General features: G+C 60.0%; 30 protein-coding genes. 15 read left to right on the top strand and 15 right to left on the bottom strand.

Translation table 11 applies throughout. The features are described 5' to 3' along the window. Positions 1-68 precede the first annotated feature (68 nt). The 13 genes from ACJ8OK_RS19665 (at position 69) to ACJ8OK_RS19605 (ending at position 9,114) form a co-directional block, all read left to right on the top strand. Positions 69-1,046 (top strand): calcium/sodium antiporter, encoded by a 978-nt coding sequence (locus ACJ8OK_RS19665; protein ID WP_033632016.1) that lies wholly within the window; start codon positions 69-71, stop codon positions 1,044-1,046. Between the two features lie 16 nt (positions 1,047-1,062). After that, a complete protein-coding gene (gene kdsD, locus ACJ8OK_RS19660) occupies positions 1,063-2,049 on the top strand; it encodes an arabinose-5-phosphate isomerase KdsD (protein WP_033632015.1) in 987 nt (328 codons plus the stop codon). 17 nt (positions 2,050-2,066) lie between these two features. After that, positions 2,067-2,621 carry a 3-deoxy-manno-octulosonate-8-phosphatase KdsC gene (gene kdsC, locus ACJ8OK_RS19655; RefSeq protein WP_021505108.1) on the top strand — a complete coding sequence of 185 codons (555 nt, stop codon included), beginning with the start codon at positions 2,067-2,069 and terminating at the stop codon, positions 2,619-2,621. Further along, positions 2,618-3,196 (top strand): LPS export ABC transporter periplasmic protein LptC, encoded by a 579-nt coding sequence (gene lptC, locus ACJ8OK_RS19650; protein WP_004937047.1) that lies wholly within the window; start codon positions 2,618-2,620, stop codon positions 3,194-3,196. The genes kdsC and lptC overlap by 4 nt, the downstream gene beginning before the upstream one ends. Then, the gene (gene lptA, locus ACJ8OK_RS19645; protein ID WP_004937045.1) at positions 3,165-3,704 is read left to right on the top strand and encodes a lipopolysaccharide ABC transporter substrate-binding protein LptA; all 540 of its coding nucleotides are present in this window, start codon (positions 3,165-3,167) and stop codon (positions 3,702-3,704) included. Before lptC ends, lptA begins: the two co-directional genes overlap by 32 nt. A 6-nt stretch (positions 3,705-3,710) precedes the next feature. After that, positions 3,711-4,436: an LPS export ABC transporter ATP-binding protein gene (lptB, locus tag ACJ8OK_RS19640; RefSeq protein ID WP_004937040.1), complete on the top strand. Its 726-nt coding sequence runs from the start codon at positions 3,711-3,713 to the stop codon at positions 4,434-4,436. Positions 4,437-4,488: 52 nt separating this feature from the next. Further along, positions 4,489-5,922: an RNA polymerase factor sigma-54 gene (gene rpoN, locus ACJ8OK_RS19635; protein ID WP_021505109.1), complete on the top strand. Its 1,434-nt coding sequence runs from the start codon at positions 4,489-4,491 to the stop codon at positions 5,920-5,922. A 23-nt stretch (positions 5,923-5,945) separates the two neighbouring features. Then, entirely contained in the window at positions 5,946-6,233 is a 288-nt protein-coding gene (hpf, locus tag ACJ8OK_RS19630; RefSeq protein WP_004937038.1) for a ribosome hibernation promoting factor, read from the top strand. Positions 6,234-6,388: 155 nt separating this feature from the next. Then, on the top strand, positions 6,389-6,850 hold the full coding sequence (ptsN, locus tag ACJ8OK_RS19625; RefSeq protein ID WP_016930212.1) for a PTS IIA-like nitrogen regulatory protein PtsN: 462 nt from the start codon (positions 6,389-6,391) through the stop codon (positions 6,848-6,850). A gap of 127 nt (positions 6,851-6,977) precedes the next feature. Further along, positions 6,978-7,832 (top strand): RNase adapter RapZ, encoded by an 855-nt coding sequence (gene rapZ / locus ACJ8OK_RS19620; protein ID WP_015379177.1) that lies wholly within the window; start codon positions 6,978-6,980, stop codon positions 7,830-7,832. Next, a complete protein-coding gene (gene npr, locus ACJ8OK_RS19615) occupies positions 7,829-8,101 on the top strand; it encodes a PTS phosphocarrier protein NPr (RefSeq protein WP_004937034.1) in 273 nt (90 codons plus the stop codon). Before rapZ ends, npr begins: the two co-directional genes overlap by 4 nt. A gap of 282 nt (positions 8,102-8,383) precedes the next feature. Further along, positions 8,384-8,695, top strand: coding sequence for a type II toxin-antitoxin system HigB family toxin (locus tag ACJ8OK_RS19610; RefSeq protein WP_004937033.1), 312 nt, complete (start codon positions 8,384-8,386; stop codon positions 8,693-8,695). Beyond that, on the top strand, positions 8,692-9,114 hold the full coding sequence (locus ACJ8OK_RS19605; RefSeq protein WP_004937031.1) for a helix-turn-helix domain-containing protein: 423 nt from the start codon (positions 8,692-8,694) through the stop codon (positions 9,112-9,114). The genes ACJ8OK_RS19610 and ACJ8OK_RS19605 overlap by 4 nt, the downstream gene beginning before the upstream one ends. Positions 9,115-9,118: 4 nt before the next feature. Here ACJ8OK_RS19605 and ACJ8OK_RS19600 read toward each other — a convergent pair whose 3' ends face one another. From ACJ8OK_RS19600 to ACJ8OK_RS19555, 10 genes are all read right to left on the bottom strand, one after another. Further along, complete coding sequence (locus tag ACJ8OK_RS19600) at positions 9,119-11,035, bottom strand: BglG family transcription antiterminator (RefSeq protein ID WP_033632012.1); 1,917 nt, start codon at positions 11,033-11,035, stop codon at positions 9,119-9,121. Between the two features lie 51 nt (positions 11,036-11,086). Further along, a complete protein-coding gene (locus ACJ8OK_RS19595) occupies positions 11,087-12,301 on the bottom strand; it encodes a lactonase family protein (RefSeq protein WP_033632011.1) in 1,215 nt (404 codons plus the stop codon). An 87-nt stretch (positions 12,302-12,388) separates the two neighbouring features. After that, positions 12,389-13,129 (bottom strand): 2-dehydro-3-deoxy-phosphogluconate aldolase, encoded by a 741-nt coding sequence (gene dagF / locus ACJ8OK_RS19590; protein WP_033648993.1) that lies wholly within the window; start codon positions 13,127-13,129, stop codon positions 12,389-12,391. Then, a complete protein-coding gene (locus ACJ8OK_RS19585; RefSeq protein WP_442530863.1) occupies positions 13,126-14,244 on the bottom strand; it encodes a DgaE family pyridoxal phosphate-dependent ammonia lyase in 1,119 nt (372 codons plus the stop codon). The genes dagF and ACJ8OK_RS19585 overlap by 4 nt, the downstream gene beginning before the upstream one ends. Then, entirely contained in the window at positions 14,228-15,367 is a 1,140-nt protein-coding gene (locus ACJ8OK_RS19580; protein ID WP_004937015.1) for an amidohydrolase/deacetylase family metallohydrolase, read from the bottom strand. Before ACJ8OK_RS19580 ends, ACJ8OK_RS19585 begins: the two co-directional genes overlap by 17 nt. 63 nt (positions 15,368-15,430) lie before the next feature. Next, positions 15,431-16,081 (bottom strand): DUF4310 family protein, encoded by a 651-nt coding sequence (locus ACJ8OK_RS19575; protein ID WP_004937013.1) that lies wholly within the window; start codon positions 16,079-16,081, stop codon positions 15,431-15,433. A gap of 11 nt (positions 16,082-16,092) precedes the next feature. Further along, a complete protein-coding gene (locus ACJ8OK_RS19570) occupies positions 16,093-16,869 on the bottom strand; it encodes a DUF4311 domain-containing protein (protein WP_004937006.1) in 777 nt (258 codons plus the stop codon). Positions 16,870-16,899: 30 nt separating this feature from the next. Then, positions 16,900-17,196: a DUF4312 family protein gene (locus tag ACJ8OK_RS19565; protein ID WP_004937003.1), complete on the bottom strand. Its 297-nt coding sequence runs from the start codon at positions 17,194-17,196 to the stop codon at positions 16,900-16,902. Further along, positions 17,196-17,561, bottom strand: coding sequence for a glycine-rich SFCGS family protein (locus ACJ8OK_RS19560; protein ID WP_004937000.1), 366 nt, complete (start codon positions 17,559-17,561; stop codon positions 17,196-17,198). The genes ACJ8OK_RS19565 and ACJ8OK_RS19560 overlap by 1 nt, the downstream gene beginning before the upstream one ends. A gap of 36 nt (positions 17,562-17,597) precedes the next feature. Next, positions 17,598-17,924, bottom strand: a complete 327-nt coding sequence (locus ACJ8OK_RS19555) for a glycine dehydrogenase (protein ID WP_089192640.1) — start codon at positions 17,922-17,924, stop codon at positions 17,598-17,600. A 444-nt stretch (positions 17,925-18,368) separates the two neighbouring features. Between ACJ8OK_RS19555 and rnk the strand changes: the two genes are divergently transcribed. After that, positions 18,369-18,779 carry a nucleoside diphosphate kinase regulator gene (gene rnk / locus ACJ8OK_RS19550; RefSeq protein WP_004936993.1) on the top strand — a complete coding sequence of 137 codons (411 nt, stop codon included), beginning with the start codon at positions 18,369-18,371 and terminating at the stop codon, positions 18,777-18,779. 37 nt (positions 18,780-18,816) lie between these two features. Here the strand turns inward: rnk and ACJ8OK_RS19545 are convergent, their stop codons facing one another. From ACJ8OK_RS19545 to ACJ8OK_RS19535, 3 genes are read right to left on the bottom strand one after another with little or no spacing between them, the layout of a single operon-like run. Next, complete coding sequence (locus ACJ8OK_RS19545; protein ID WP_235363161.1) at positions 18,817-19,605, bottom strand: sulfite exporter TauE/SafE family protein; 789 nt, start codon at positions 19,603-19,605, stop codon at positions 18,817-18,819. Further along, positions 19,598-20,479: a formyltransferase family protein gene (locus tag ACJ8OK_RS19540; RefSeq protein WP_442530861.1), complete on the bottom strand. Its 882-nt coding sequence runs from the start codon at positions 20,477-20,479 to the stop codon at positions 19,598-19,600. Before ACJ8OK_RS19540 ends, ACJ8OK_RS19545 begins: the two co-directional genes overlap by 8 nt. Beyond that, positions 20,476-21,930: an FAD/NAD(P)-binding protein gene (locus ACJ8OK_RS19535; protein ID WP_442530859.1), complete on the bottom strand. Its 1,455-nt coding sequence runs from the start codon at positions 21,928-21,930 to the stop codon at positions 20,476-20,478. Before ACJ8OK_RS19535 ends, ACJ8OK_RS19540 begins: the two co-directional genes overlap by 4 nt. A 283-nt stretch (positions 21,931-22,213) precedes the next feature. Between ACJ8OK_RS19535 and ACJ8OK_RS19530 the strand changes: the two genes are divergently transcribed. Beyond that, positions 22,214-22,996: an AraC family transcriptional regulator gene (locus ACJ8OK_RS19530; protein ID WP_033632005.1), complete on the top strand. Its 783-nt coding sequence runs from the start codon at positions 22,214-22,216 to the stop codon at positions 22,994-22,996. Between the two features lie 4 nt (positions 22,997-23,000). Here the strand turns inward: ACJ8OK_RS19530 and cybC are convergent, their stop codons facing one another. Together cybC and pmbA are read right to left on the bottom strand one after the other, a co-directional pair. Next, on the bottom strand, positions 23,001-23,387 hold the full coding sequence (cybC, locus tag ACJ8OK_RS19525) for a cytochrome b562 (protein WP_015379185.1): 387 nt from the start codon (positions 23,385-23,387) through the stop codon (positions 23,001-23,003). A 138-nt stretch (positions 23,388-23,525) separates the two neighbouring features. Then, positions 23,526-24,866 (bottom strand): metalloprotease PmbA, encoded by a 1,341-nt coding sequence (pmbA, locus tag ACJ8OK_RS19520; RefSeq protein ID WP_004936970.1) that lies wholly within the window; start codon positions 24,864-24,866, stop codon positions 23,526-23,528. Positions 24,867-24,995 lie beyond the last annotated feature (129 nt).

The raw sequence follows: 24,995 nt of genomic DNA, 5'->3' as shown, positions 1-24,995 counted from the left end.
GCAAGCAATACCGCCGCATTGACGGCTTTAACCAACGAACCGGGATAATACCCGACAAAGGACCCTGCATGTTTCTCGCGATAGCATTATTAATCGTTGGTTTATTTCTACTGGTGTACGGTGCAGACCGCTTAGTTTATGGTGCTGCCGTGATTTCCCGCTCGCTCGGCGTACCGCCGCTGATCATCGGCATGACCATCGTCGGCATCGGCACTTCGCTGCCGGAGCTGATCGTGTCCACCACCGCCGCGCTGAACGGGCAGATAGATATGGCCGTTGGCAACGTATTAGGTTCCAACATCACCAACATTTTATTGATCCTGGGCGTGGCGGCGTTGATTCACCCGCTGGCCGCGCGCTCTGAGATACTGCGGCGCGAACTGCCGCTGATGTTAGCGGTCACAGTATTATGCGGTTTCGTGTTGGTGGACGGCACCCTGAGCAGGCTGGACGGCGTGCTGCTACTGGCCGCCGCCGCCGGCTTCATCCTGCTGATGCTGAAAATCGCCCGGCTGGCGCAGCGCGAGGGCAGCGACAGCCTGACCATGGAGCAGATCGCCGAGCTGCCGCAGGACAGCAGCAATACCGTGGCCGTGCTGTGGCTGGTGCTGGCGTTTATCATTCTGCCGCTCTCTTCAAGAATGGTGGTCGATAACGCGACGGTGATCGCGCACTATTTCGGTCTGAGCGAACTGGTGGTCGGTTTGACCATTATCGCCATCGGCACCAGCCTGCCCGAACTGGCCACCTCCATCGCCGGGGCGCTCAAGGGCGAGGATGATATGGCGATTGGCAATATCATCGGCTCCAATATTTTCAACACGGTGATCGTGCTGGGCGTACCCGCCCTGCTGTCGCCGGGCAGCGTAGACACCGCCGCCTTCCAGCGCGATTACTGGGTGATGCTGGCGGCCAGCGTGCTGCTGAGCGTGCTGTGCATCGGCCGCAAACATCGCATCGGCCACCTGGCGGGCGCGCTGTTATTATGCGGCTTTATTGCGTATCTTGCGGTGCTGTTCTTTAACCCTTTCAGTACTTTCGGCTAAACCGACGGGAATGAGTATGTCGAACATTGAGTTGCAACCGGGCTTCGATTTTCAACAGGCCGGCAAAGAAGTGCTTCAGATAGAGCGTGAAGGGCTGGCTCAGCTCGACAGCTACATCAACGCAGACTTCACCCGCGCCTGCGAAACCATCGCCGCCTGCGGCGGCAAAGTGGTGGTGATGGGCATGGGCAAATCCGGCCACATCGGCTGCAAGATCGCCGCCACCTTCGCCAGCACCGGCACGCCCTCATTCTTCGTTCATCCTGCGGAGGCCAGCCATGGCGATTTGGGCATGGTCACCCCGCAGGACATCGTGCTCGCCATCTCCAACTCCGGCGAGTCCAGCGAGATCCTGGCGCTGATCCCGGTGTTGAAACGCCAACAGATCACCCTCATCTGTATGACTAACAATCCGGAAAGCTCGATGGGTAAAGCGGCGGATATCCACCTGTGCATCAAGGTGCCGCAGGAAGCCTGCCCGCTGGGGCTGGCGCCGACCACCAGCACCACCGCCACGCTGGTGATGGGCGATGCGCTGGCCGTCGCGCTGCTGAAAGCGCGCGGTTTCACGCCGGAAGATTTCGCGCTGTCGCATCCGGGCGGCGCACTCGGCCGCAAACTGCTGCTGCGGGTTAGCGATATCATGCACAGCGGCGATGAAATCCCCCACGTCAGCGCCGACGCCTCGTTGCGCGACGCGTTGCTGGAAATCACCCGCAAAAATCTGGGCCTGACGGTGATCTGCGACGATCTGATGAAAATCGCCGGCATCTTTACCGATGGCGACCTGCGCCGGGTGTTCGACATGGGCATCAACCTGCACGAGGCGAAGATTGCCGATGTCATGACGCCGGGCGGCGTGCGGGTGCGCCCCAACCTCCTGGCGGTCGATGCATTGAACCTGATGCAACAACGCCACATCACCGCGCTGCTGGTTGCCGATGGCGACCAGTTGCTGGGTGTGGTACATATGCATGACATGCTGCGCGCCGGCGTCGTTTAATTAAGGAATAGAACGGAATGGGTATGGTAGAAACCTGCTACGGGCCGGTAGAACAAGAGGTTATGGCGCGTGCCGGGAACATCCGCCTGTTGATTTGCGACGTTGACGGCGTGCTGTCGGACGGCCTGATCTTCATGGGCAACAACGGTGAAGAACTGAAGGCGTTCAACGTGCGCGACGGCTACGGCATCCGCTGCTTGAAAACCTCAGACATCGAGGTGGCGATCATCACCGGGCGCTCCGCCAAGCTGCTGGAGGACCGCGCGCAGACGCTCGGCATCACCCATCTGTATCAGGGGCAGTCCGATAAGCTTTTGGCCTTCCGCGAACTGTTGGATAAACTGTCGTTAACGGCGGATCAGGTCGCCTATATCGGCGATGACCTGATCGACTGGCCGGTGATGGCGCAGGTCGGCCTGGCGGTCGCGGTGGCGGACGCCCATCCGCTGCTGACGCCGCGCGCCCACTACGTCACCCGCATTGCCGGCGGCCGCGGCGCGGTGCGCGAACTGTGCGACATCATTCTTTTGGCTCAAAATAAGCTGGAGGACGCCAAAGGGCTGTCGATATGAGTAAAACCAAACTGTGGATCACCATCCTGTTGACGGTGATCGTTCTGGCGCTGATCGGCTGGAACATGACGGACTTCAGCGACGACACGGCCCCTGGCCCGGTCAACGATCAGGATCCGACCTACCAGAGCCAGCACACGGTCACCGTGGTGTACAACCCGGCCGGCAAGCTGAATTACAAACTGGTGGCGGAAGACGCGAAGTATTACACCGCCGGCGAGCTGAGCTGGTTCACCCAGCCAGTGATGACGCTGTTCGATGAGAATGCGGTGGCCACCTGGTCAGTTCGCGCCGATCGCGCCAAACTGACTAAAGACCGAATGCTGTATCTGTATGGTCACGTCGAGGTGAACAGCCTGACCACCACCTCGCAGCTGGAAAAAATTAAGACGGACAACGCTCAGGTAAACCTGGTCACCCAGGACGTCACCTCCGATGACGAAGTCACGCTTTACGGGACCAATTTTACCTCTAACGGCATGAAAATGCGTGGGAACCTGCGGACCAAAACCGCTGAGCTGATTGATAAGGTTAAGACCAACTATGAAATTCAGAACCAAAAACCAACTCCGTAACCTGTTGCTCGGCAGCTTAGTTTTGGCCGCCAGCGCCCCCGCTCTGGCGCTGAAATCCGACTCCAGCCAGCCGGTCAGCATTGACTCGCTCAAGCAGTCGTTGGACATGCAAAGCAACGTCAGCACCTTCACCGACAACGTGGTGATCAAACAGGGCACCATCGATATTCGCGCCGACAAGGTGGTGGTCACCCGCCCGGGCGGGGATCAGAATAAGACCTATATTGAAGCGTTCGGCAACCCGGTAACCTTCTACCAGATGCAGGACAGCGGCAAGCCGGTCAAAGGCCACGCGCAGAAAGTGCGTTACGACGTGGCGACCCAGCTGGTGACCCTGACGGGCAACGCCTATCTGGAGCAGCTCGACAGCAACGTGAAAGGCGATCGCATCACCTATCTGGTGCAACAGCAGCAAATGCAGGCGTTTAGCGATAAAGGCAAACGCGTGACAACGGTTCTGGTACCGTCGCAGTTGCAAGACAAAAACGAGCAAAAAAAGAGTAACTAATCACTTATGGCAACACTCATCGCAGAAAACCTGGCGAAAGCCTACAAGGGCCGTAAAGTTGTCGAAGACGTCAGCCTGAAAGTGAAATCCGGCGAGATCGTCGGCCTGCTCGGCCCGAACGGTGCGGGTAAAACCACCACCTTCTACATGGTGGTCGGCATCGTGCCGCGCGACGCCGGGCGCATCGTGATCGACGAAGAAGACATCAGCCTGCTGCCGCTGCACGCCCGCGCGCGCCGCGGTATTGGTTACCTGCCGCAGGAAGCGTCGATCTTCCGCCGCCTGAGCGTGTACGACAACCTGATGGCGGTGCTGGAGATTCGCCCCGACCTCACCAGCGAACAGCGCGAAGACCGCGCCAAGGAGCTGATGGAAGAGTTCCATATCTCCCATCTGCGCGACAGCCTCGGCCAGGCGCTGTCCGGCGGTGAACGCCGCCGCGTCGAAATCGCCCGCGCGCTGGCGGCCAACCCGAAATTCATTCTGCTGGACGAACCCTTCGCCGGGGTGGATCCGATTTCCGTTATCGACATCAAAAAAATCATCGAGCACCTGCGTGACAGCGGCCTGGGCGTGCTGATCACCGACCACAACGTGCGCGAGACGCTGGACGTATGTGAACGCGCCTACATCGTCAGCCAGGGCAAACTGATTGCCCACGGCACGCCGGATGCTATTCTGGCCGACGAGCAGGTTAAACGCGTTTATCTGGGCGAAGAGTTCCGCCTCTAAGCGCCGGCGCGCCCTGCGGGGCGACACCGTTAACGGAAGTAGACAGAAAACTATGAAGCAAGGTTTGCAACTCAGGCTCAGTCAACAGCTGGCCATGACTCCTCAGCTCCAGCAGGCGATCCGCCTGCTGCAGTTGTCCACGCTTGAGCTTCAGCAAGAGATCCAGCTGGCGCTGGAGAGCAATCCGCTGCTTGAACAGACCGATCTGCACGACGAAATCGACGCCAAAGAAACCCAGGAGACCGAGGGGCTCGATACCCGCGAGGCCTTGGAGCAGAAAGACATGCCGGAAGAGCTGCCGCTGGACGCCACGTGGGATGAAATCTATACCGCGGGCACGCCGTCCGGCACCGGCACCGACTACAGCGACGACGAGCTGCCGGTCTATCAGGGCGAGACCACCCAAACGCTGCAGGATTACCTGATGTGGCAGGTGGATCTGACGCCGTTTTCCGATACCGACGCCGCCATCGCCACCTCCATCGTCGACGCGGTGGACGACACCGGCTATCTCACCGTGCCGCTGGAAGACATTCTGGAAAGCCTGGGCGACGAAAACGTGACCCTCGAGGAAGTCGAGGCGGTGTTGAAGCGCGTGCAGCGTTTCGATCCGATCGGCGTCGCCGCGCGCGATCTGCGCGATTGCCTGCTGGTGCAGCTCTCCCAATACGCCAAAGACACCCCTTACCTGGCCGAAGCGCGGCTGATCATCAGCGACCATCTGGATCTGCTGGCCAACCACGACTTTCGCAGCCTGATGCGATCAACCCGGCTAAAAGAAGATACACTGAAAGAAGCGATGCTGCTGATTCAGTCGCTCGATCCGCGCCCGGGGCAGTCGATCAATACCGGCGAATCGGAATACGTGATTCCGGACGTGCTGGTGCGCAAGACGCAGAACAAATGGACGGTCGAGCTCAACGGCGACAGCGTGCCGCGTTTGAAGATCAATCAGCAATACGCCGCGCTGGGCAACAGCGCCCGCAGTGAAGCCGACGGCCAGTTCATCCGCAGCAACCTGCAGGAAGCCAAGTGGCTGATTAAAAGCCTGGAGAGCCGCAATGAGACGCTGCTGAAGGTCACCCGCTGCATCGTCGATCAACAGCAGGCGTTCTTCGAGCAAGGCGAAGAGTTTATGAAACCCATGGTGCTGGCGGATATCGCCCAGGCCGTGGAGATGCATGAATCGACGATCTCGCGCGTCACCACGCAGAAGTTTCTGCACAGCCCGCGCGGCATTTTCGAATTGAAATATTTCTTCTCCAGCCACGTGAATACCGACAGCGGCGGCGAAGCCTCCTCGACGGCGATCCGCGCGTTGGTGAAGAAATTGATTGCGGCGGAAAACCCCGCCAAACCACTCAGCGACAGCAAGCTGGCCACCCTGCTCGCCGATCAGGGGATCATCGTGGCGCGGCGCACCGTCGCCAAGTACCGAGAGTCTTTGTCCATCCCGCCGTCGAACCAGCGTAAACAGTTGGTTTGACCTCTATTGAGAAGGAAGACACTATGCAGCTCAACATTACCGGACACCACATCGAAATCACCGATCCGTTGCGCGAGTTCGTGAACAACAAGTTCGCCAAACTCGAACAGTACTTTGATCGCATCAATCAGGTGTATGTTGTATTAAGTGTGGAAAAAGTGCAGCAAATTGCGGAAGCAACGGTGCACGTGAATGGAGGCGAGTTGCACGCCACCTCGGAAGACGAGAATATGTATGCCGCAATTGATACGCTGATCGACAAATTGGCACGTCAATTGAACAAACATAAAGACAAATTGAAGCAACACTGACACCCTAACCCATTCCATGAGGCGGCATCCGTCGCCGCCTCACCCTTCGGCGCGTGACCCGCATGGGTGACGCGCCGAACGGTAATCAGGGTTAAAACCGACGAAAAACCGCCTTGCCGGGTTCGCCCGGCGGCGCGGTTTTAAGTGAAGATGAGATGAACAACGAATATATGCAATTAAGCTCGGTGTTAAACATCGAGTGCACCAAAAGCTCGGTACACTGCACCAGCAAGAAGCGGGCTTTGGAAATTATCAGCGAACTGGCCGCCAAACAGCTCAACCTGCCTTCGCAGGTGGTGTTTGACGCGGTTCTCACCCGGGAGCGCATGGGCAGCACCGGTATCGGCAACGGTATCGCCATTCCCCACGGCAAACTGGAAGAGGACACACTGCGGGCCGTTGGCGTGTTTATCCGTCTCGACCAACCCATCGCTTTCGACGCTATCGACAACCAGCCGGTCGACCTGCTGTTCGCGCTGCTGGTGCCTGCCGATCAGTGCAAAACCCATTTGCATACGCTGTCGCTGGTCGCCAAACGCCTGGCCGACAAAACCGTATGCCGCCGCCTGCGCGCCGCGCAGAGCGACGAAGAACTTTACCAAATCATCACCGAGTGATGCCCGGCCGGCGTGACTTCCAGCCCGGATAACGATACTGTTTTACGATGATGGATCCGGCTGCGGCCGGAATAACAAAGTTTAACGGTGGCGATGAACGCCGCCGCGATGCCAGGGGAGTTGCCACATGGTGCTGATGATTGTCAGCGGCCGTTCCGGTTCCGGAAAATCCGTCGCCTTGCGGGCGCTGGAAGACATGGGTTTTTACTGCGTTGACAACCTGCCGGTGGTGCTGCTGCCGCAGCTCGCCAATACGCTGGCGGAACGCAATATCTCCGCGGCGGTCAGCATCGACGTGCGCAACATGCCGGAATCACCGGAAGTGTTCGAATACGCGATGACTCAGCTGCCGGACAGCTTCTCGCCGCAGCTGCTGTTCCTCGACGCCGATCGCAACACGCTGATCCGCCGTTACAGCGACACCCGCCGCCTGCACCCGCTCTCCAGCAAAAACCTGTCGCTGGAAAGCGCCATCGACGAAGAGAGCGATCTGCTCGAACCGCTGCGCTCGCGGGCGGACCTGATTATCGACACCTCGGAAATGTCGGTGCACGAACTGGCCGAAATGCTGCGCACCCGCCTGCTGGGCAAGCGCGAGCGCGAACTGACCATGGTGTTCGAATCCTTCGGCTTCAAACACGGCATCCCGATCGACGCCGACTACGTGTTCGACGTGCGCTTCCTGCCGAACCCGCACTGGGATCCGAAGCTGCGGCCGATGACCGGCCTGGACAAACCGGTGGCGTCGTTCCTCGATCGCCATACCGAAGTGCACAACTTCATCTACCAGACCCGCAGCTATCTGGAACAGTGGCTGCCGATGCTGGAAACCAACAACCGCAGCTACCTGACGGTCGCCATCGGCTGTACCGGCGGCAAGCACCGTTCGGTGTACGTGGCGGAACAGCTGGCCGATTACTTCCGCTCGCGCGGCAAGAACGTGCAGTCGCGCCACCGCACGCTGGAAAAGCGTAAACAATGACGGTCAAACAGACGGTTGAAATCAAAAACAAGCTGGGCATGCACGCGCGCCCGGCGATGAAACTGTTCGAACTGGTGCAAAGCTTCGATGCCGAGGTGATGCTGCGCAACGAAAGCGGCACCGAGGCCGAAGCCAGCAGCGTCATCGCGCTGCTGATGCTGGACTCCGCCCAGGGCCGGCATATCGAAGTCGAAGCGACCGGCCCCGACGAAGTCAACGCGCTGGCGGCAGTGGTCGAGCTGTTCAACTCCGGGTTTGATGAAGATTAGTCGCTGAAACTCTCCCCATGCGTCGCCTCGGCGCATGTGTTCCTCCGCCCCTCCCATAACGTAGCCCTCCCGTTTCTCACTTTGCGAATCCGCTTCCAGAATCAGCCGTAACCGCCTGTAAATTCACATCATGGATTTGGTAATCGCAATAGTGTGTAACGCAAAAACAGACAACAGGCGGGTGTTTCCCCACGCTTTGCTTGTGGGACAACGGAAAGTTTACAATTTGTGAACTTCACCGGCAGTCGCTATAATGTTCACCGGGTAGGAATCGAAGGAACGATGCATATCATTTCCAGGGAACCGTTCAATAACGCAACGAAACAATATCCCAATGAAGCCACTGCTCTCGAGGCCATTTATAAAGCGTTGCGACGGGGCGAGTTCCGCACGCCGGACGAGTTAAAAGCGCTTTTTCCTTCGCTCGATCGTATGAAATACAAAGAGAAATGGTGGGTCATTGACGTCGGCGGCAACCACCTGCGGATCTTGTTCTTTGCCAGCTTCGAGACACAGAAAGTCTTCATAAAGCATATCGTTAGCCACGCCGAATACGACAAGCTGATGCAGCACTATCGAAGGAGTTCATCATGATTACAGATGCCATTAAGGCGGCCGATGCGCTACTGCGCGCCGTGCCCTTGTTGCAGGGCAGCCGCGCTCAGCAAGACTACCGGGAAGCGCTCGAATTGGTGGAATACCTGCTGGAAAACGATGAACGCCATCCGCTGATTGACATGCTGGCAAAAAAGATCGCCGAATATGAAGACAACAGCGCCGAATTTACCGCATTCAACCAGCATATCGCCCAGTTACCACAGGGGGTAGCCGCGCTTCGCGTCCTTATGGAACAGCACCAACTCAGCCAAAGTGATTTTGAACATGAGATCGGTAAAAAGTCGTTGGTTAACCAAATCCTGAACGGCAAAAGATCGCTGACCATTCCGCACATTATGGCGCTGGCCAAGCGTTTCAATCTGCCCCCGGCCCTGTTCCTGCCGGAAGCGGATTAGCCCCTCAACTTCGGCTCAGGCAGTCCAGCGCCACCGCTTTGAAGCTGTCGAAGCTGTCGCTGCCCAGCAGGCGGCTCATTGAACGTTCACGCACGAAGGTGACGAACAGCTCGTAGATCGCCATCGCCTCTTCATAATCGCTCTTGCTGATCGCCAGCAGGAAAATCACGTGCGCAACCTCACCTTCCCCCCAGGCGACACCCTGCGGCGCCAGCAGCGTCACCACCACGGTCTTCTTCGCCAGCAGCCCCAGCGAATGCGGCAGCGCGATGCCCTCGCCCAGCAGCGTGGAAACGATCGCCTCGCGTTCGACCACCGACGGATAAAAATCCGCGCCGACATACCCTTCTCGCTCCAGCTGGCCGCACACCCGGCTGAACAGCTCCGCCTGCGTCAGCGGCTCGTTGAGCACCATAAAATGTTCGGCGTCGAAGAACTTCTCCAGCATGTACGGTTTGGTGCGATCCACCAGCACCAATTTGCCCAGTTGTTCCAGCTGATAATCGGTCGGGAACGGCGACATCACCACCACCGGCTTGTTCTTCTCGCCGATGCGGGCGTTGGAAATCACGAAGTCTTCGTCGATGTGCGCGAGCATCTCGTAATCGCGCAGCGAAACGATGCGCGTCATCACCAGCTGCGGGTACTTGCGCGCAATCTGCGCCTGGATCATGCGCACCGTCGAGTTGCCGGTGTCGCACACCAGCATCACCTGCGGGTGGCGTTCATAACCGATGTTGTAATGCCGCTCCAGCCCCACGCCGATGTGCAACACCAGATAGCCGATCTCGTTTTCACTCAGGGTATAAGGCGTGTACTTGCCCCAGCTGGAGACCGCCGCCAGCGTCACGTCGTAAGCCATCGGATAGTGCTGCTTGATGTTGGCCAGCAGCGGATTGGGGATGTTGATCTGGTATTTCACCCGCGTAATCATGGTCTTGATATGGGTGAGCAGATCGGCCCGCAGCTGCTCGTCGCCCTGCAGATTGTAGTTATAGTGTGCGTTGATGTAGGACAGGATGTAGTCCACCAGCGCTTCTTCATCGTCGGCGTTGATCTCGGTCGGCTGCACGTCCTGCACGCGCCGCGCGGCGATGTTGACCCGCAGATAGGCCTCTTCGGCCATCGAGATCTCTTTGCCGGAGGCCGCGCGCAGCTCCGCCGCCAGACGGGTCGACACCTGACGCACCGCCTCGTCGCCGTCCTCCACCTCGAAGTCCGGCAGCGGATAACCGTCGTTGATGCGCCGCAGCGCCACCGCGCAGTAGAAGATCAGGTACTGCTCGCCCTCGTCGGTCAGGCGAATGGCGTATTGCGACAACAGCGGGTGCAGCAATCCGGCGAACGCCGCCACCTGCGGCTGCAACAGGATCTCGTTGTTGAGCAACGGGTTCTCGGCGTCGGCCAGCTGCAGCTGGAACAGCAGATCGGTCAGGCAGGCGCGGATCGCCATCTCCGCGCCGAACAGCTTCATGCCGTAGCGCGGCTTGGTTTCGATCGTCAATTGATAGTGCGCCAGACGCTCTCTCACCTCAGCCATGTCGTTTTGCAGCGTGCCGCGGCTGACGAACCATTCGTCGGCCAGATCTTCCAGTTTGAGAGAGAAGGCTGAGGTCAAAAAACGCACCAGCAGATAATGCACCCGTTCCTGCGCACTGCGCGGGGTGGCCTGTTTACGGCGTTCCTGATGCTGCAGGGCGCTGAACAGCGCGGCATTATCGACCTGCAGGCGATAGCCGGCCCCGCGGCTATGCACGAAGCGCGCGCCGTATTTGTCCAGGATCTCGTTCAGCGCGGTGATATCCGCCCGCACCGTGCGGGTGGACACGGCGAAACGCTTCGCCAGCTCATCCTGCGGCAAAGTCTCGGTTTGCAAAGCATCGAACAAGTAAGCCAAACGCGGGTAAGGAAATCGCACCATTCTGTGTCCGTCAATCAGGCGGCCCACCCGGCGAACCGGGCGGGCCACGGGTTACTTCGCTGGCGGCAGGAACGCCATTTGCGAGGGGCTGCCGATCGGCAGATAGCCGCCCACAAAGCTGAGTTTGCCGTCCGTCGGGTTGACGCTGAAGCGGGTGACGTTATCGCTGCGCTGGTTCAGCGCATACAGATAGCGGCCATCCGGGCTCAGCGCCAGCGAACGCGGATAATCGCCGCGGGTCCAGGTTTCCGCCACCGGTTTCAACTCGCCGCCGGCGCCCACGCTGAACTGGGCAATGCTGTTATGCAGCCGGTTGGCGACGTACAGCGTGTCGCCGTTCTTGCTGAGCGCCAGCCCCGAAGCGAAGCTGGTGCCCTGATAGTCGGCGGGCAGCGCGGAAACCGCATGCAGTTGTTTCAGAGTACCTTTTTGGCGATCAAAACGGTAGCTGGTCAACGTCGAGGCCTCTTCGTTCACCAGCAGCACGGTGTCGCCGTCCGGGTGGAACACAAAATGACGCGGGCCGGCGCCGGCGGAAGAGGCGGCGATCCACGGCGGATCGTTCGGCGTCAGCCGGCCGCTCGCGGTGTCAAAGCGCCATTGGTAGATGCGATCCAACCCCAAATCGGTGGAGAACACGAACTTGCCGCTCGGATCGCTGGCGATCATATGGGCATGCGGGCCATTGTGATCGCTGATGGCGAAGCTGCCGTTCACCGCCGCCGCCGGTTTGGCCGCGCCCGCCGGGCCCTGCTGTTGCTGCACCGAGCTGGCGGCGCCCAGGCTGCCGTCCGCTTCAATCGGGAAAGCCGCCACGCTGCCGCTGACATAGTTCGCCACCAGCAGATGGCGGCCGTCCGGCGTCGAGGAGAGATACACCGGCCCTGCCCCCTGCGAATCTACCTGGTTGAGCTGCGTCAGTGCGCCATCGGCCGGATTGACCCGGTAAGCGGTGATGCCGCCGTGTTTGCCGCCGTTGAAGTCGGCCACTTCACTGGCGACATACAGCGTCTTGCCGTCAACGCTCAGCGTCAGCTGCGCCGGATTCGGCACTTTGCTGACCAGCGTGGCGTGGCTCAGCGCGCCGCTGGCCGGATCGACCTGCACCCGGTAAACGCCTTCGCCGTTGGGATTGTAGGTGCCGATATAGGCGAAATGAGATGACGTGGAGTTCATTGCATCCTCAGCATGCAGCGCCGGGCCGGTCACGGCCAGCAGCGCCAGGAACAACGCGGTGCGTCGGGTTGGAACCTGCCAGTTTCGCATAGTAATCCTCAGTATAGGTAACGGCGCGGCATGCCGCGCCACGGGAAAACCTTCGCCTCCCAGCGTTTACCTCATCCCATTACGCGTTCAACCCACCAGCTTTTTGGTCATCGCCAGCAGGGTTTTCACGTCCTGCGGACGCGTGTCGCCGCTGGCGGCGTCGATGATCGAGCTGTAGATATGCGGGATCACGCGTTTCACGCCGGCCGCCAGGGCGATCTCAACGATCGGCTCGTAGTTTTCCAGATCGATGCCGCCGGTCGGCTCCAGCATGAAATCATGCTCGGCGCAGGCCTTGGCGACGTATTGGTATTCGTCCTTGCACTTCAGGCCGCCCATCGGGAAATACTTGATGGAACTGCCGCCCATGTCCTTCAGCAAAGCGATGGCGGTTTCCACCGGCACGATGCCGTCCGGCGCCGCGGCGCTCAATGGGCCGGTAGAGATCTTCACCCAGCCGACGCGGCCGGTCGGCGACACCAGGCCGTTGACCACGCTGTCGTTCTGGCCCAGCAGCGCGCGGCTGGCGCCGACGCCGGTAAACACCTGGTTAACGTGCTGCGGCTGCACCTGCTGAGCGATCAGGCTAACCATCGCCGACTGCTTCGGATCGCCGGCGCCCAGGCCGACCGACAGCGCGTTTTCAATCAGGCGCGCATAGCGCAGCATGTCGGTCACCGCGCTGTCGACGTCCGGGTAGTTCTTGGAAAGCACGCCCACCAGCACATGGCCTTCCGCCGCCGCGTAAATGTCCTGCGCGTTGGCTTTGGAGCCGGCCAGCACGTTCAGGCAGACGCGGTCGCGATAGTAGTTAGGCTGCAGCTTCATGCTTGTTTCTCCGTAAACAGGTTCTTGATACAGCTAAAGACGGTCATCAGCTGTTGCTCGTCGACGCTGCGCACGTCGACCTCAATCTTGCCCTCGTTGGCCTTGTAGCCGCGGAAGTAGATGGCGATGTCGCCGGTTTTCAGCGCCTGAACGATGTCATAGGTCGACCGCCCCAGCACCGCCTCATCAAAGGTGATCTCGGCGCGGGCGATATCGCGGCCGGCGCTGTCCCAGACGGTTTTGGCGCTGACGCCGGTCAGGGTGTTGAGGCTGTTGAGGAACGGCGTCATCCGCGCCACCATCTGTTGCCCGGTGGTTTTCTCAAGCGTCAGATAGCTTTCAATTGCCTGCGTCAGGCCGAGGATGCCCTCTTTGCCGACCTTCATCGCCCGGCCGATGCCGCCGGACTGCAGCTTCACCCACTCGACGTACTGTTTCTTGCCGATAACCAAGCCGCTGGTCGGCCCCTCGATGGCTTTGGCGCCGCTGTAGATCACCAGATCGGCCCCCATCTGGTAGTAACACATCAGATCTTCTTCCGCCGCGGCGTCGACGATCAGCGGCAGGTTATGTTTACGCGCCACCACCGCCGCCTGTTCGACGGACAGAATGCTTTTCTGCACGCAGTGGTGCGATTTGACGTACAGGATCGCCGCCGTCTGCGGCGTGATGCAGGCTTCAATCTGCTCCGGCGAACATTCATTGGCGTAGCCCGCCTCCACCACCTTGCCGCCGCCCAGCGCCACCATGGTGTCCACCGGCGCGCCGAAGTTGACGTTGTGGCCGCGCGGCAGCACGATCTCGCGCGGCACGGCGATCGGCGCCGAGTGCAGGTTCACCAGCAGATTGGCGTTATCTTTAACGATCACCGCCGCCACTGACTGGGCGATCCCCGCCGAGGCGCAGGAAACGATCACCGCGTCCTCCACATTGAGCAGATCGGCGATGTAGACGCCGGTCTTGTTGACCAGATCCTTGATTTCGAAATAGTGGTTCAGGCCGTAATCAACGGCGTCGATCACGTCCTGGCGCGGCGTGGAAACGCCGAGAATGGTCATGCGGCCGGAGGTGTTGATCACCTGCTTCAAACCGTATTTTTCATAAATCGAAGACATGGCTTGCCTCCCCTTGTTCGGTTAATAGGATTTCCCCGGCCACCACCGCAGCCAGCGGCACCAACAGCCGTTCGCCCTCGGCGGTTTGCCCTTCGGCGTCGGCGAACACCTGCGGTTCGCGGCGCAGTTCAAACAGCGTGAAATCGGCGTCATAGCCCGGCTCCAGCCGCCCTTTGCCGCTGAGCTGCAGCGCCGACGCGGCGTTCTCCGTCACGCAGGCGATCACCTGCGGCAGCGTCAGGCCGACGCTGAAGAATTTGGACATCACCGTCGCCAGGCTATGCACCGGCCCGTTCATGCGGTTGCGGCAGTAAATATCGGAGCTGATGGTGTGCGGCAAAATGCCCAGTTTGATCGCCTGGCGCGCCACCTCGAAGCTGAAGCTGGCGGTGCCGTGCCCCACGTCGAGCAACACGCCGCGCCGCAGCGCGCGCTGGATAGACTCGCGCAATGTGCCCGCCGGCGTCAGAATGCGGTTCGGTTTGCCGTTGTAGCAGTGGGTGATGATGTCGCCGCGGGTCAGCAGATCGGCGATGTCGTCCAGATCCGGCGGGTTGTTGCCGATATGCACCATCAGCGGCAGTTGGCGGTTTTCCTGCTGGATCTCTTTGGCCAACACCAGCGGCCGGGTGCCGTTTTTCCCCACCACGCTGCTGCTCATGCGCGCCTTGATGCCGATGATGAAACCGGGGTGATTGGCGATGGCCTGGCCGGCCTCGCGCTTGTCGATATCCGTCAACTCCGCCAGCTCGTTCTGCCGCAGCAGGCCGATGCGCGAGATGTTGAGGAAGGCGAAAACGTTGGTTTTGGCGCTGCGCGTCAGCTGATAAAAGGCGTCGATATCGTCGGCGCCGGTGCTGCCGGCGTCGACCACGCTGGTGACGCCGCTGGCGACGCCGACCCGATCCGGCTCGTCATGGTAAATCGGCGATTCGGGATAGCAGTGCACGTGCGCGTCGATCCAACCGGCGCTCAGGCGGCAGTTGCCCGCCAGATCCAGCTGGCGAACGGCGCTGACGTCCGCCGCCAGCCGCCCCACCGAGGCTATTTTGCCGTCCTTTACCGCCAGATCGATCAGCGTATCGTCCGCCAGTCTGGCGCCTCTGATTACTAAGTCATACATACCGCATTGCTCCTGTTAGCCCGGGCGCCGCCGCAGCCTCGGGCGGCGCCTGGCGCAGGCCTCTTAAGAAATGGCTACCGGGAAGATCGCCCCCAGGATCATCGCGCCGAGGATCGCTCCGCCGGTGATCGGTTTACCCCAGATATAGAACAGCAGTGCGCCGAGCAGCGAACCGATGCCGATCGGGATCGAAGCGGTCATCGCCGACAGGATGATCAACGGCCCGAGGAAACGGCCCGACGAGTTGCCCGCGCCCATCATCACATCCGCGCCGTAGGTGGAGTTGCTCTGATTGATGGTGAATTTGCGCGCCAGGATGATCACGTAACCGATCGCCAGGCCGATGATCAGACCGGTGGCCAGTGACGCGGCGAAGTTGGCGACCGGGAACACAATCCCGGCCCCCAGCAGCAGCGCCGGTACGCCCAGCCCGACGCCGGTCTGGATCGCGCCGCCGATGTCGAGGATGCCCACCAGCGAGCCTTCGATGATGCGCGCGAACAGGAAGCTGGCGCCGAACGCCGCCACCGCGCCGTATACGCCGGTATCCATCCCCGCCCGCAGCATGGAGACGAAGGCCACTTCGTTAAAGGCGCCGATGCCGTACAGGTAGTACATGTGCGTCCCGGCGAACACGCCGGAGGACAGCAGGCCAACAAAAATCGGGAATGACCAGTCGGCGTACCAGAAGCCTTTTTGGGTTTGCTCTTCCATCATCCCGCTCCTTATTTACCGCTCAGGGTGTTGTGAATGGCGTCCAGCCAGCCCGGCACGCCGAGGCTGAAGGACTCGAGAACTTTCATATCGAAGCCGCGGAAGAAGCCGCTCAGCACGAACAGCAGCACGATCACCGCCATCATGATCTTGGTGATCTTGTTCCAGCCGCTCTCTTCCACGCCCTTGCCGATCAGAATGCCCAGCACCAGGCCCGGTACGGCGTTGCCCATGATCAGCTGCGCCAGGCCGCCGAAGATGGTGCCCCAGAAGCCGGAACGGCGCCCGGCGTCGATCGCCGCCAGCCAGAAGATCACCGGCATCACGGTGTTCACCAGCAGGTTGGCCGCCGGCACCAGCACCTTGATCGCGGTGACCTGCAGCGCGGCAGGCACGGCGGAAGCGGTGGTATTGAGGAAGGCCACCACCAGCATGCCGATGATGCCGCAGGCGATAGCCATTTTTTTCGGATCGTGCAGCGTTTGCGCCAGATTGCGGTTCTTGACCATCAGGGCCGCCGCGCCCCAGTGGGGGATGATGCGGTGATCGACGTCCTGCGTGAAGGAGCCCGCCGCCACGGAAGACGCCCAGGCGTTGAAGAAGAAGCCCAGACCGAATGAGAAGTGGGAAGCCGGATCGCCCTCGCAGGAGTTCAGCTCGCCCAGGGTGCGAAACGCCCCCATGCCCTGTGTTGTCGGCGCGTGGAACATGCGTGCGGCGCCGGCCCCTACGCCGACCCCCACCAGCCCACCGATAATAATCGATTTAAATAAGATGATTAAAAACATCAGTATACCCTTTCATTTATGCTAACGTTTTTATTTCGTGACGAAGACAACCTTCTCGGTATTGATAATGGTTACGTTCACGGTTATTTCCAGAGAAACGGCATAGCTCTTTCTTTCACGCGGCAAAAAGAAGAAAAGAAATTTCTCTTTAGTTATTTTCTCTTCCGCCTTCACTACGCTGACGTCCTGCGGCTCGATGCGCAGCAGAATATTGTTGGTGGACTTTAATACCGCGCCCTGCACATTAGCCAAGGCGGAAGCAAAAGCTTTCGCTTTGCTGTCGCCTTTACCCTCCACCTTCACCGATGTGGTATATTGCTCTTTCATTATGGATTGCCATGTTTTTTGACGTAGGCTTCCACCAGTTTCTGGCCCAGCTCTTCTTTATCCATAAAGCCGAAACCCAGCACGTTGCAGCCTTCGTTAATTGCCGTCACGCCCTCTTCCACCGAACGCATGCCGTATTTGGCCTTGTAGCCGTATTTGGTTTGCGCGGTAATCGCACCGGCGCCGCCGCTGCCGCAAAAAGAGATGCCCAGCTGCGCGTTTTCCGCTTTCATGACGTCGCCCAGCTTCATATCCGCCGCCACGCCGGGGATGACCACCGCTTTTCCGCCTGCGTTTTCAACGCCCTGGCCGACTTTTTGCCCTTTGCCCAAACGATCGCCGATCACTACGGTAATTTGACCCATGGTATATTCTCCTGATTGAAATCGATGCGTTAACCGCTATGCGTTATTATCTTTCGCCACTTCGAAGTGCACGGACAGCAAATAGGCCTCTTCGATGGGCAATGTGCCAAACTGATCCACCACGCGCTCCGCCATTTGCATGGACTCGGCGGAAATTTCGTCGAACAATGATTTATCCACCTCCGGCAACGGCTCACCGGTTATTGAGCGCAGCACCATGGCGCGAATATGCGATTCCAGCATCTGTTGCTGCACCGCATTGGTATAAATATTCTCAGCATTCAGCATCGCGGTAATATCCGCCAGCACCCGAGCGGTGATCTCACCGGCTTCGCTGATATCGGATTGTTCAATTTCTTTTATCGAAGCAGATCCATCATTCACTTTTCAGTACCCCTAGATCCCACATTAATCAGTAAGCCGTAAAGCGCATCACCTGAATAACCCGCTTTCTGTGATGTCTTTACCCTACCCCCGGCAAGATTTTCTGTGGAGACCGGTTTTTTCCAGTTCGAAGTGGAAATCGAATGACGCGCGGAGATCCATTTCGCAAAACGGCGCTACGGCGAAAAAGTGAATGAGATAACAAATACATAACCCGGCTAACGGTTTTTTTTGTCTCGATTGACGATAAAAGCCTTCGTGATCGGGATCTCTTTCTTTTCTCGCCCCAACCGCCTACTATCAATGGGACAAATCGACATTACCCACACCCCCGCTCCTCTGGCGCGGGGGTGTTGCTTTGTGTTGTTTTTCCGAATTTATGGGCGCACAGACTGGCGCCCTTTGATTTGACTGGAGAGTGGAATGACCAAACCCATCATTACTATTAATGAGCTGGATGCGGAACGCCTGGATGCGCTATTGGAACAACCGGCCTTTGCCAACACCGACGTCGCCGCCGCGCTGAACGACGAGTTGGATCGCGCGGAAATCCTGCCGCCGGAGAAAATGCCGGCCAACGTGGTGACCATGAACAGCCGCGTGCGTTTTCGCGATCTGCACACCGATGAAGAGCATGTGCGCACGCTGGTCTACCCAGCCTCGCTGAAAGACAGCCACGATCAGCTGTCGGTGATGGCGCCGCTGGGCGCAGCGCTGCTCGGCATGCACGTCGGCAAGCAGATCTCCTGGCAATTGCCGAACGGTGAAGAAGCGCGGATTGAAGTGCTGGAATTGCTGTACCAGCCGGAAGCGGCGGGCGAATACCACCGTTAAGCGGTTTTCAGGGCGGCATCCGGCCGCCCTTTCTGTCTCAGAGGCAGATGGCGATCAGCACGGCGATCAGCAGCAGCACGTAGATTTTGGCATGCAGCGCGTCGCTCACCTTCGGCAAACAGCGCCTGGCAAACACGATCCCCGCAACCCCCGCTACCACCAGCAGCCCCAGAATGTTCAGATTGACGTAACCCAGATACTGCGGCCCACTCATCTCGCGCCACCCCAACACGATATACATCAGCGCCCCGATCACCGCCACCGGGATCGACAGCGGGTTGGCGGCGCTGACGCAATATTTCATGTCGTAACCATGGCGACGCAGCAGCGGCACGGTCATCACGCTGCCACCCACCCCCAGCAGCGTGGCGATGCCGCCGATCAACGGCCCGCCGCCCCACAACGTGGCGGGAGACAGTTCAGCGCGCGCCGGTTTGGTCAGGAAGCCCCGGCGGAACAGACAGTCTGCGATGGTCACCGCCATATAGACCACAAACAGCCAGCGGATCACGCCGTCCGCCAGCAGCGAGGAGGCGAACGCGCCCAGCGCCGCGCCGATGCCGATGAAAAAGATCAGCGGTACGATGGTTTCTCGCAGCAGGTTGCCGCTGCGCCAGTTGGTCAGGGTGGCATAACTCGCGTTGAGGATCATCACCGCTGTCGAGGTCGCTACAGCAATATGCATCGCCTGGCCGGGCTGCTCGCCCGAGGCGGAGATCAGGTGATAGACAAAAGGCACCACCACAAAGCCGCCGCCGAAGCCGAACAGAATGGTGGTGATGCCGGTCAGAAAACCGGCACCCAGAACGATTAACATTTCAATCATGGCCGTGCGCCCGCACGAAGTCATCGAACCCGGCGCAGAACTGCCCCGCCAGCGGGTGGAAACGATCGCCGACGAACAGCCCCAGATACTGCTCGCGCACGGCGTCGTGATCCACCAGCTCAATGCCCGCCTGTTCCGCCCGCGCCAGCGTCTGTGCGTCCGGGAAGCCCCAATAGCGCGAATCACCCTGCTTTTCCGCCGCTATCGCTTCGCGCCGTTCCGCCCGCATCAGCTGGCGCGCCAGGAAGGCGCCGCTTTGCACGCCCAGCAACATCATGTTTTCCAGGAACGACAGATCGTGACGCAGCTCGGCGCGCAGACGGGCGAGCACCGGGCCGGCGTCCCAGTGCTCATCCATTTCATGCAGCGTCACCGCACAGCCCTTGTCACCGTTCATCATTGCGCGGAATAGCGTCATCACCCCGCGATAACGCGGCAAGTCGCCGGGGTGCAGGTTCCACAGCAGCTTGCCGCGTCGGCTGAAGGCGCGCACATAGTCGGCGGAGAATTTCTGATAGCAGCGCAGGGAGATCACCGCGTCCATATGCTCCAGGCTGCTGATAAACGTGGCGTCATTGATGTCGAGAACGCGATGCGCTTTGACCCCGGCGGCGGCCAGGAACAGGGCCGGCGGTTGATAGGCACCCTCACAGGCGGCGGCGTTGCGGCCAACGAACGGGAACACAAAATCGTTCAGCACCTCGCGCTCGTACAGCCCCAGGCGGCGAACCGCCAGCTCCTGGATGCGGCCGCCGCTTTTCGCCAGGGGGAAATACACCGTAAAAGCACACTCGCCTTTCAGGGCGGCGATCAGATCCTGACACACCAGCCAGGAGAAAATGTCGTTGCCGACAAAGAGCGCTACGTTTTTCATACTTCAGCCTTCTTTGCATTGAAAATAGGGTTGTTGAACACGATTTTGCTGATATCCCGCGTGATGGATTCCATCGCCGAGGTATAAAAAAGATCGCCCTTGGCGGGCGCGCCGAGCGAGTAGAGATGCTGCTCACGGCCGCGTCGGTCGGCGATTTTCAGCGTATGCGGGTTGCACTTCACGCCGCCGAACAGGTTCTCTTGCACCAGCCCGTCTTGCAGCAGCTGCTGGCTCAGGCGGTTGGGCGGCAGTTGATAGGAAGGCGTGGTGCAGTTGAACAGATACTGCGCGCGCACCCGCGACTCATGGCAACGAAGGATAAACCCGTCCGTTGCCTTGCTGATATCCACCAGGCCGCCGCAGGCGCGCAGGCGTTGGCTCTCCAGCGCCGCCACGATCTTGTAGGCATTCTTGATCGGCATGGCGTGCCGATTGCGCATCCAGGAGGAGTTGTAAAAGCGCATGAAGACCTGCCGGTTGTTGGCATCCATCTTGACCCAGGCGGCGCACACCGCCGGGTGGATCGCCGCCAGATAGCTGCAGATATGCTCCCTGGCAAAGCGCGCGCGATCGAGGCTGTCCGCCAGATCGCGGTAGCAATCGCGCCTTTCCCCCAGCGCCGAGAGCACCGTCAGCCGCTCCGGCCCCGGATAGTGGCGCGCCAGCGCGGCGTTGATCGCATGCACCAGCTGATGCGCGTCAATAAAATCGCGGCCGGCGACAAAGCGCCGCAGCGCCTCAACAAACGCCTCCGGCGGCGGACGCATCAGCGCCGGCTGCACGCTGGGGAACAGGCCCGAGCGCGACAGGGCGCAGATGTCGGTCGCTCCCAGGCGCTCCATCAGTTCAACGATGGCGTCAATCGCCGTCAGGCTGCAGCCGATCACGCCGATGCTCGAATAAGGGTTGATCGGCGGCAGATCCTGATGAGCCTGATAAGCGATCACCCCATCCACTGGGTAAAGGCATTCCGGCGGGTTGTGCCCCGAACACAGCACCAGCGCGTTCATCTGCTCGGCGCCGCCGCAGGCGGTGGTCAGCCGGTAGCCGGCCTCGTGCGGCGCGATGGCATTCACTTCGGCGGTCACGAAATTCAGCGCTACGTTACTGTCCGCCGCCATATATATCGTCATGTCGCGAATAAAATCGAGATATTCCCGATACAGCCAGCGCGGCGGATAACGATCCTGACAAAACTGCGGGAAATGCATGGCGATCCAATCAACGAAGTGCGCTTCGTCGAAAATATCCGCCGACATATTTTCCGGCGTCATATTTAATATATGGCTGTCAAAATCGCTGCTGTATGCCATACCGCCTTTAAATCCCTGCTTGTCGAAAACCGTCAGGGAAAGCGGCCTTTTGCAATGATTAACCGACTTATTTTTTATAAAGTTATACGCAAAAGAGATGCCGGCGGCCCCGCCGCCAATCACACCGAACTTATACATGAAATATCACCTTATAGTCATTGAACTGCGCTAAGAACTATTGCTTCAGGTGTTGGAATAAAATAACGCTTTATTCCTTATTAACTTCTTGTATTGCGAGAACGAGAACCTTCGTCCCACCCTGGTGTGAAAACTTGCACGGGTTTCATGGCCGATAAAATAACGGCGACCCGAACAAGCGTTATTTTTCTGCCCCGATAGTAGGGCGACCGTCGCTGGCTTGCTTTATATGAAAGGCCAACTATCATTGCGTTTCGGCCAATTTGCCCGCCAAAGGGAACACATGCGCAACGTCCGCATTGATGACATCGACCACGTAACCCGCGCGGTGATCGCCATCGGCACCGATTATCCGCCGGGGCACCTGCTGCCAATGCACAGCCACCGGCGCGCGCAGTTGCTGTACGGCGCTACCGGCGTCATGCACGTTTTCACGCAGCAAGGCAATTGGGTCGTTCCGCCGCAGCACGCGGTGTGGCTGCCGCCGCAGATGCCGCACGCGGTGCGGATGGTCGGCGTCACCACCCGCAGTCTGTACCTCGAACCCGGCGCGTTGCCCGCCGAACGCCCGCAGGTATGTCAGGTGGTCAGCGTCACGCCGCTGATGCGCCAGCTGTTGATGGCGGCGGTGGATATGCCGCTGGAGTATGAACAACAGGGCCGCGACGGAGCGCTGGCGGCGCTGCTGCTGCACGAGCTGGCCCGGCTGCAACCTTTGCCGTTGCACATCCCGCTGCCCGCCGATCCTCGGCTGGTTGAGCTGTGCCGCGCCTTTTTGCAACACCCCGACGCCCACGACTCCGCGCAGCGGTGGGCGCCCCGTCTGTACATGAGCATTCGCACCTTCAGCCGCTTCTTTCGCGCGCAGACCGGCCTGCCTTTTTCGCAATGGCGCCAGCGCGCCTGCGTGGTGCTGGCGTTGGCGCTGCTGGCCGAAGGGCGCAGCGTGACGCAGGTGGCGATGGAGATGGGATATGACAGCAGCGCGGCGTTTTCAACCATGTTCCGCCGCGTGCTGGGGCAGGCGCCCTCCTCCTATCTGACGGAAGACGGGCGCGACGGTTGACGGATTAGCGGAATTTCTTGTGGTTGGCGTCGCGGGTTTGTTTGAAGCCTTGCGCCAGCTGCTTCGCTTCAGCGACTTTGCCCTGATTGGCCAGCGCCAGCGCCTGATCGATCTGGCCGATCAGGGTATCCAACCCGCTGCGGAAATCTTTCATCTCCGGGCTGTCGGCGGCTTTGTCTTCCAGCTTCGGCGGGGTGCCCTGTTTGGCATCCTGCGCGGCGGCGCGCATGTTCTGCAGGCTCTGTTTGAGGGTAGCGGCGGAGTCGGTATTCAGCACCGTTTTGTAGTTTTCCGCCAGGGTGTCCATATCGTCGCCCAGATCGGCGGCGACCGCCAGCGAACTGGCTGCCAGCAGCGTCAACGCCGCCAGCGCTTTCAGGGTATTCTGCATGTTTGCTCACCTTCCAGTTATTGTTTTAATTAACCCACCGTTACCATAGGCAAGGCCGGGAAAAATCGAAACCGGAGATTTGTAAGCAAGGTTGAGACAGGGTAACGCGCGGCCGGCGGGCGCCGGCCGCGCAGCGGATCACTGGCCGGCGATCTTCATTTCCGGCAGCAGCACCGAACCGCACTGGATATTGCTGCGGGTTTCGATATCGCTGCCGACGCTGACGATGTTGCGCAGCATGTCTTTCAGGTTGCCGGCGATGGTGATCTCGCTGACTGGGTACTGGATCTCGCCATTTTCCACCCAAAAACCGGCGGCGCCGCGAGAATAATCGCCGGTGACGCCGCTGACGCCCTGGCCCATCAATTCGGTGACCACCAGGCCGGTGCCAAGCTGCTTCAGCATGCCGGCGAAGTCTGCGCCCTGCCCGGCAATGCGCCAGTTATGGATGCCGCCTGCATGGCCGGTGCTGTGCAGGCCCAGCTTGCGCGCCGAGTAGCTGGTCATCAGCCAGGTTTGCAGCACGCCATCCTTGACGATATCGCGCCGCTGGGTGCGCACGCCCTCGCTGTCGAACGGCGTCGACGCCAGCCCTTTCAGCAGGTGCGGATGCTCCTCGACGGTCAGCCACGCCGGCAGGATCTGCTTGCCCAGCGAGTCCAGCAGGAAGGTGGATTTGCGATAAACGCTGCTGCCGCTGATGGCGCCCACCAGATGGCCGAACAGCCCGGTGGCCACCTCGGAGGCGAACAGCACCGGCGCCTTCATGGTCGACAGTTTGCGCGGCGCGAGGCGCGCCAGCGTGCGGCGGGCGCACTCCTGCCCCACCCACTCCGGGCTGTGCAGATCGCCCATCGCCCGGCCGATGGTGTAAGCGTAATCCCGCTCCATGTCGCCGTCCTGTTCTGCGATGACGCAGCTGGACAGCGAGTGACGGCTGGAACAGTAGCTTTGCAGCATGCCGTGGCTGTTGCCGAACACCTTGATGCCGTAGTGGCTGTTGAAGCTGCCGCCTTCGGTGTTGGTAATGCGTTTGTCCGCCGCCAGCGAAGCCTGCTCGGCGCGCGCCGCCAGCTCGATGCCGCGCTCGGCGTCCAGCTCGGTCGGGTGGAACAGATCGAGATCCGGCGCCTCAAACGCCAGCAGATCTTTCTCCGCCGGGCCGGCGCAGGGATCCTCAGAGGTATAGCGCGCGATGTCCAGCGCCGCCTGTACGGTGCGGGCGATGGCGTCCGGGCTGAGATCGGTGGAAGAGGCGCTGCCTTTGCGCTGGCGGTGATACACGGTAATGCCCAGCGCGCCATCGCTGTTGAACTCGACGTTTTCCACTTCGCCGAAGCGGGTGCTGACGCTGATGCCGGTCGATTTGGTGACCGCGACTTCCGCCGCGTCGGAACCGGCGCGGGCCAGCTCCAGCGCCTGAGAAACGGCCTGTTCCAGCGCCTTGCGCTGTTCTGCAACTTGAGTGACTACTTTCATCAATCTGCCATAATTAATCAGAAAATCGTTGAGAAAAGTGCCGGAGCGGCGTAGTTGTGCACGCGGAGCGGCGCGCAAAAATCCTGAGATCTCTGCCGTTGAGTCTAACAGGAACCGCGTTGAATTTCG

Source organism: Serratia sp. CY71090 (assembly GCF_052166845.1).
Lineage (GTDB): Bacteria > Pseudomonadota > Gammaproteobacteria > Enterobacterales > Enterobacteriaceae > Serratia > Serratia nematodiphila.
The sequence above is the reverse complement of the archived record's forward strand: the minus strand, read 5'-3'. Positions and strand labels throughout refer to the sequence as shown.

What these genes read in the sequence shown, in the direction of transcription:
- ACJ8OK_RS19665 (WP_033632016.1), top strand. Translation starts at nt 69, where the DNA reads ATGTTTCTCGCGATAGCATTATTAATCGTTGGTTTATTTCTACTGGTG.
- kdsD (WP_033632015.1), top strand. Translation starts at nt 1,063, where the DNA reads ATGTCGAACATTGAGTTGCAACCGGGCTTCGATTTTCAACAGGCCGGC.
- kdsC (WP_021505108.1), top strand. Translation starts at nt 2,067, where the DNA reads ATGGGTATGGTAGAAACCTGCTACGGGCCGGTAGAACAAGAGGTTATG.
- lptC (WP_004937047.1), top strand. Translation starts at nt 2,618, where the DNA reads ATGAGTAAAACCAAACTGTGGATCACCATCCTGTTGACGGTGATCGTT.
- lptA (WP_004937045.1), top strand. Translation starts at nt 3,165, where the DNA reads ATGAAATTCAGAACCAAAAACCAACTCCGTAACCTGTTGCTCGGCAGC.
- lptB (WP_004937040.1), top strand. Translation starts at nt 3,711, where the DNA reads ATGGCAACACTCATCGCAGAAAACCTGGCGAAAGCCTACAAGGGCCGT.
- rpoN (WP_021505109.1), top strand. Translation starts at nt 4,489, where the DNA reads ATGAAGCAAGGTTTGCAACTCAGGCTCAGTCAACAGCTGGCCATGACT.
- hpf (WP_004937038.1), top strand. Translation starts at nt 5,946, where the DNA reads ATGCAGCTCAACATTACCGGACACCACATCGAAATCACCGATCCGTTG.
- ptsN (WP_016930212.1), top strand. Translation starts at nt 6,389, where the DNA reads ATGAACAACGAATATATGCAATTAAGCTCGGTGTTAAACATCGAGTGC.
- rapZ (WP_015379177.1), top strand. Translation starts at nt 6,978, where the DNA reads ATGGTGCTGATGATTGTCAGCGGCCGTTCCGGTTCCGGAAAATCCGTC.
- npr (WP_004937034.1), top strand. Translation starts at nt 7,829, where the DNA reads ATGACGGTCAAACAGACGGTTGAAATCAAAAACAAGCTGGGCATGCAC.
- ACJ8OK_RS19610 (WP_004937033.1), top strand. Translation starts at nt 8,384, where the DNA reads ATGCATATCATTTCCAGGGAACCGTTCAATAACGCAACGAAACAATAT.
- ACJ8OK_RS19605 (WP_004937031.1), top strand. Translation starts at nt 8,692, where the DNA reads ATGATTACAGATGCCATTAAGGCGGCCGATGCGCTACTGCGCGCCGTG.
- ACJ8OK_RS19600 (WP_033632012.1), bottom strand. Translation starts at nt 11,035, where the DNA reads ATGGTGCGATTTCCTTACCCGCGTTTGGCTTACTTGTTCGATGCTTTG.
- ACJ8OK_RS19595 (WP_033632011.1), bottom strand. Translation starts at nt 12,301, where the DNA reads ATGCGAAACTGGCAGGTTCCAACCCGACGCACCGCGTTGTTCCTGGCG.
- dagF (WP_033648993.1), bottom strand. Translation starts at nt 13,129, where the DNA reads ATGAAGCTGCAGCCTAACTACTATCGCGACCGCGTCTGCCTGAACGTG.
- ACJ8OK_RS19585 (WP_442530863.1), bottom strand. Translation starts at nt 14,244, where the DNA reads ATGTCTTCGATTTATGAAAAATACGGTTTGAAGCAGGTGATCAACACC.
- ACJ8OK_RS19580 (WP_004937015.1), bottom strand. Translation starts at nt 15,367, where the DNA reads ATGTATGACTTAGTAATCAGAGGCGCCAGACTGGCGGACGATACGCTG.
- ACJ8OK_RS19575 (WP_004937013.1), bottom strand. Translation starts at nt 16,081, where the DNA reads ATGGAAGAGCAAACCCAAAAAGGCTTCTGGTACGCCGACTGGTCATTC.
- ACJ8OK_RS19570 (WP_004937006.1), bottom strand. Translation starts at nt 16,869, where the DNA reads ATGTTTTTAATCATCTTATTTAAATCGATTATTATCGGTGGGCTGGTG.
- ACJ8OK_RS19565 (WP_004937003.1), bottom strand. Translation starts at nt 17,196, where the DNA reads ATGAAAGAGCAATATACCACATCGGTGAAGGTGGAGGGTAAAGGCGAC.
- ACJ8OK_RS19560 (WP_004937000.1), bottom strand. Translation starts at nt 17,561, where the DNA reads ATGGGTCAAATTACCGTAGTGATCGGCGATCGTTTGGGCAAAGGGCAA.
- rnk (WP_004936993.1), top strand. Translation starts at nt 18,369, where the DNA reads ATGACCAAACCCATCATTACTATTAATGAGCTGGATGCGGAACGCCTG.
- ACJ8OK_RS19545 (WP_235363161.1), bottom strand. Translation starts at nt 19,605, where the DNA reads ATGATTGAAATGTTAATCGTTCTGGGTGCCGGTTTTCTGACCGGCATC.
- ACJ8OK_RS19540 (WP_442530861.1), bottom strand. Translation starts at nt 20,479, where the DNA reads ATGAAAAACGTAGCGCTCTTTGTCGGCAACGACATTTTCTCCTGGCTG.
- ACJ8OK_RS19535 (WP_442530859.1), bottom strand. Translation starts at nt 21,930, where the DNA reads ATGTATAAGTTCGGTGTGATTGGCGGCGGGGCCGCCGGCATCTCTTTT.
- ACJ8OK_RS19530 (WP_033632005.1), top strand. Translation starts at nt 22,214, where the DNA reads ATGCGCAACGTCCGCATTGATGACATCGACCACGTAACCCGCGCGGTG.
- cybC (WP_015379185.1), bottom strand. Translation starts at nt 23,387, where the DNA reads ATGCAGAATACCCTGAAAGCGCTGGCGGCGTTGACGCTGCTGGCAGCC.
- pmbA (WP_004936970.1), bottom strand. Translation starts at nt 24,866, where the DNA reads ATGAAAGTAGTCACTCAAGTTGCAGAACAGCGCAAGGCGCTGGAACAG.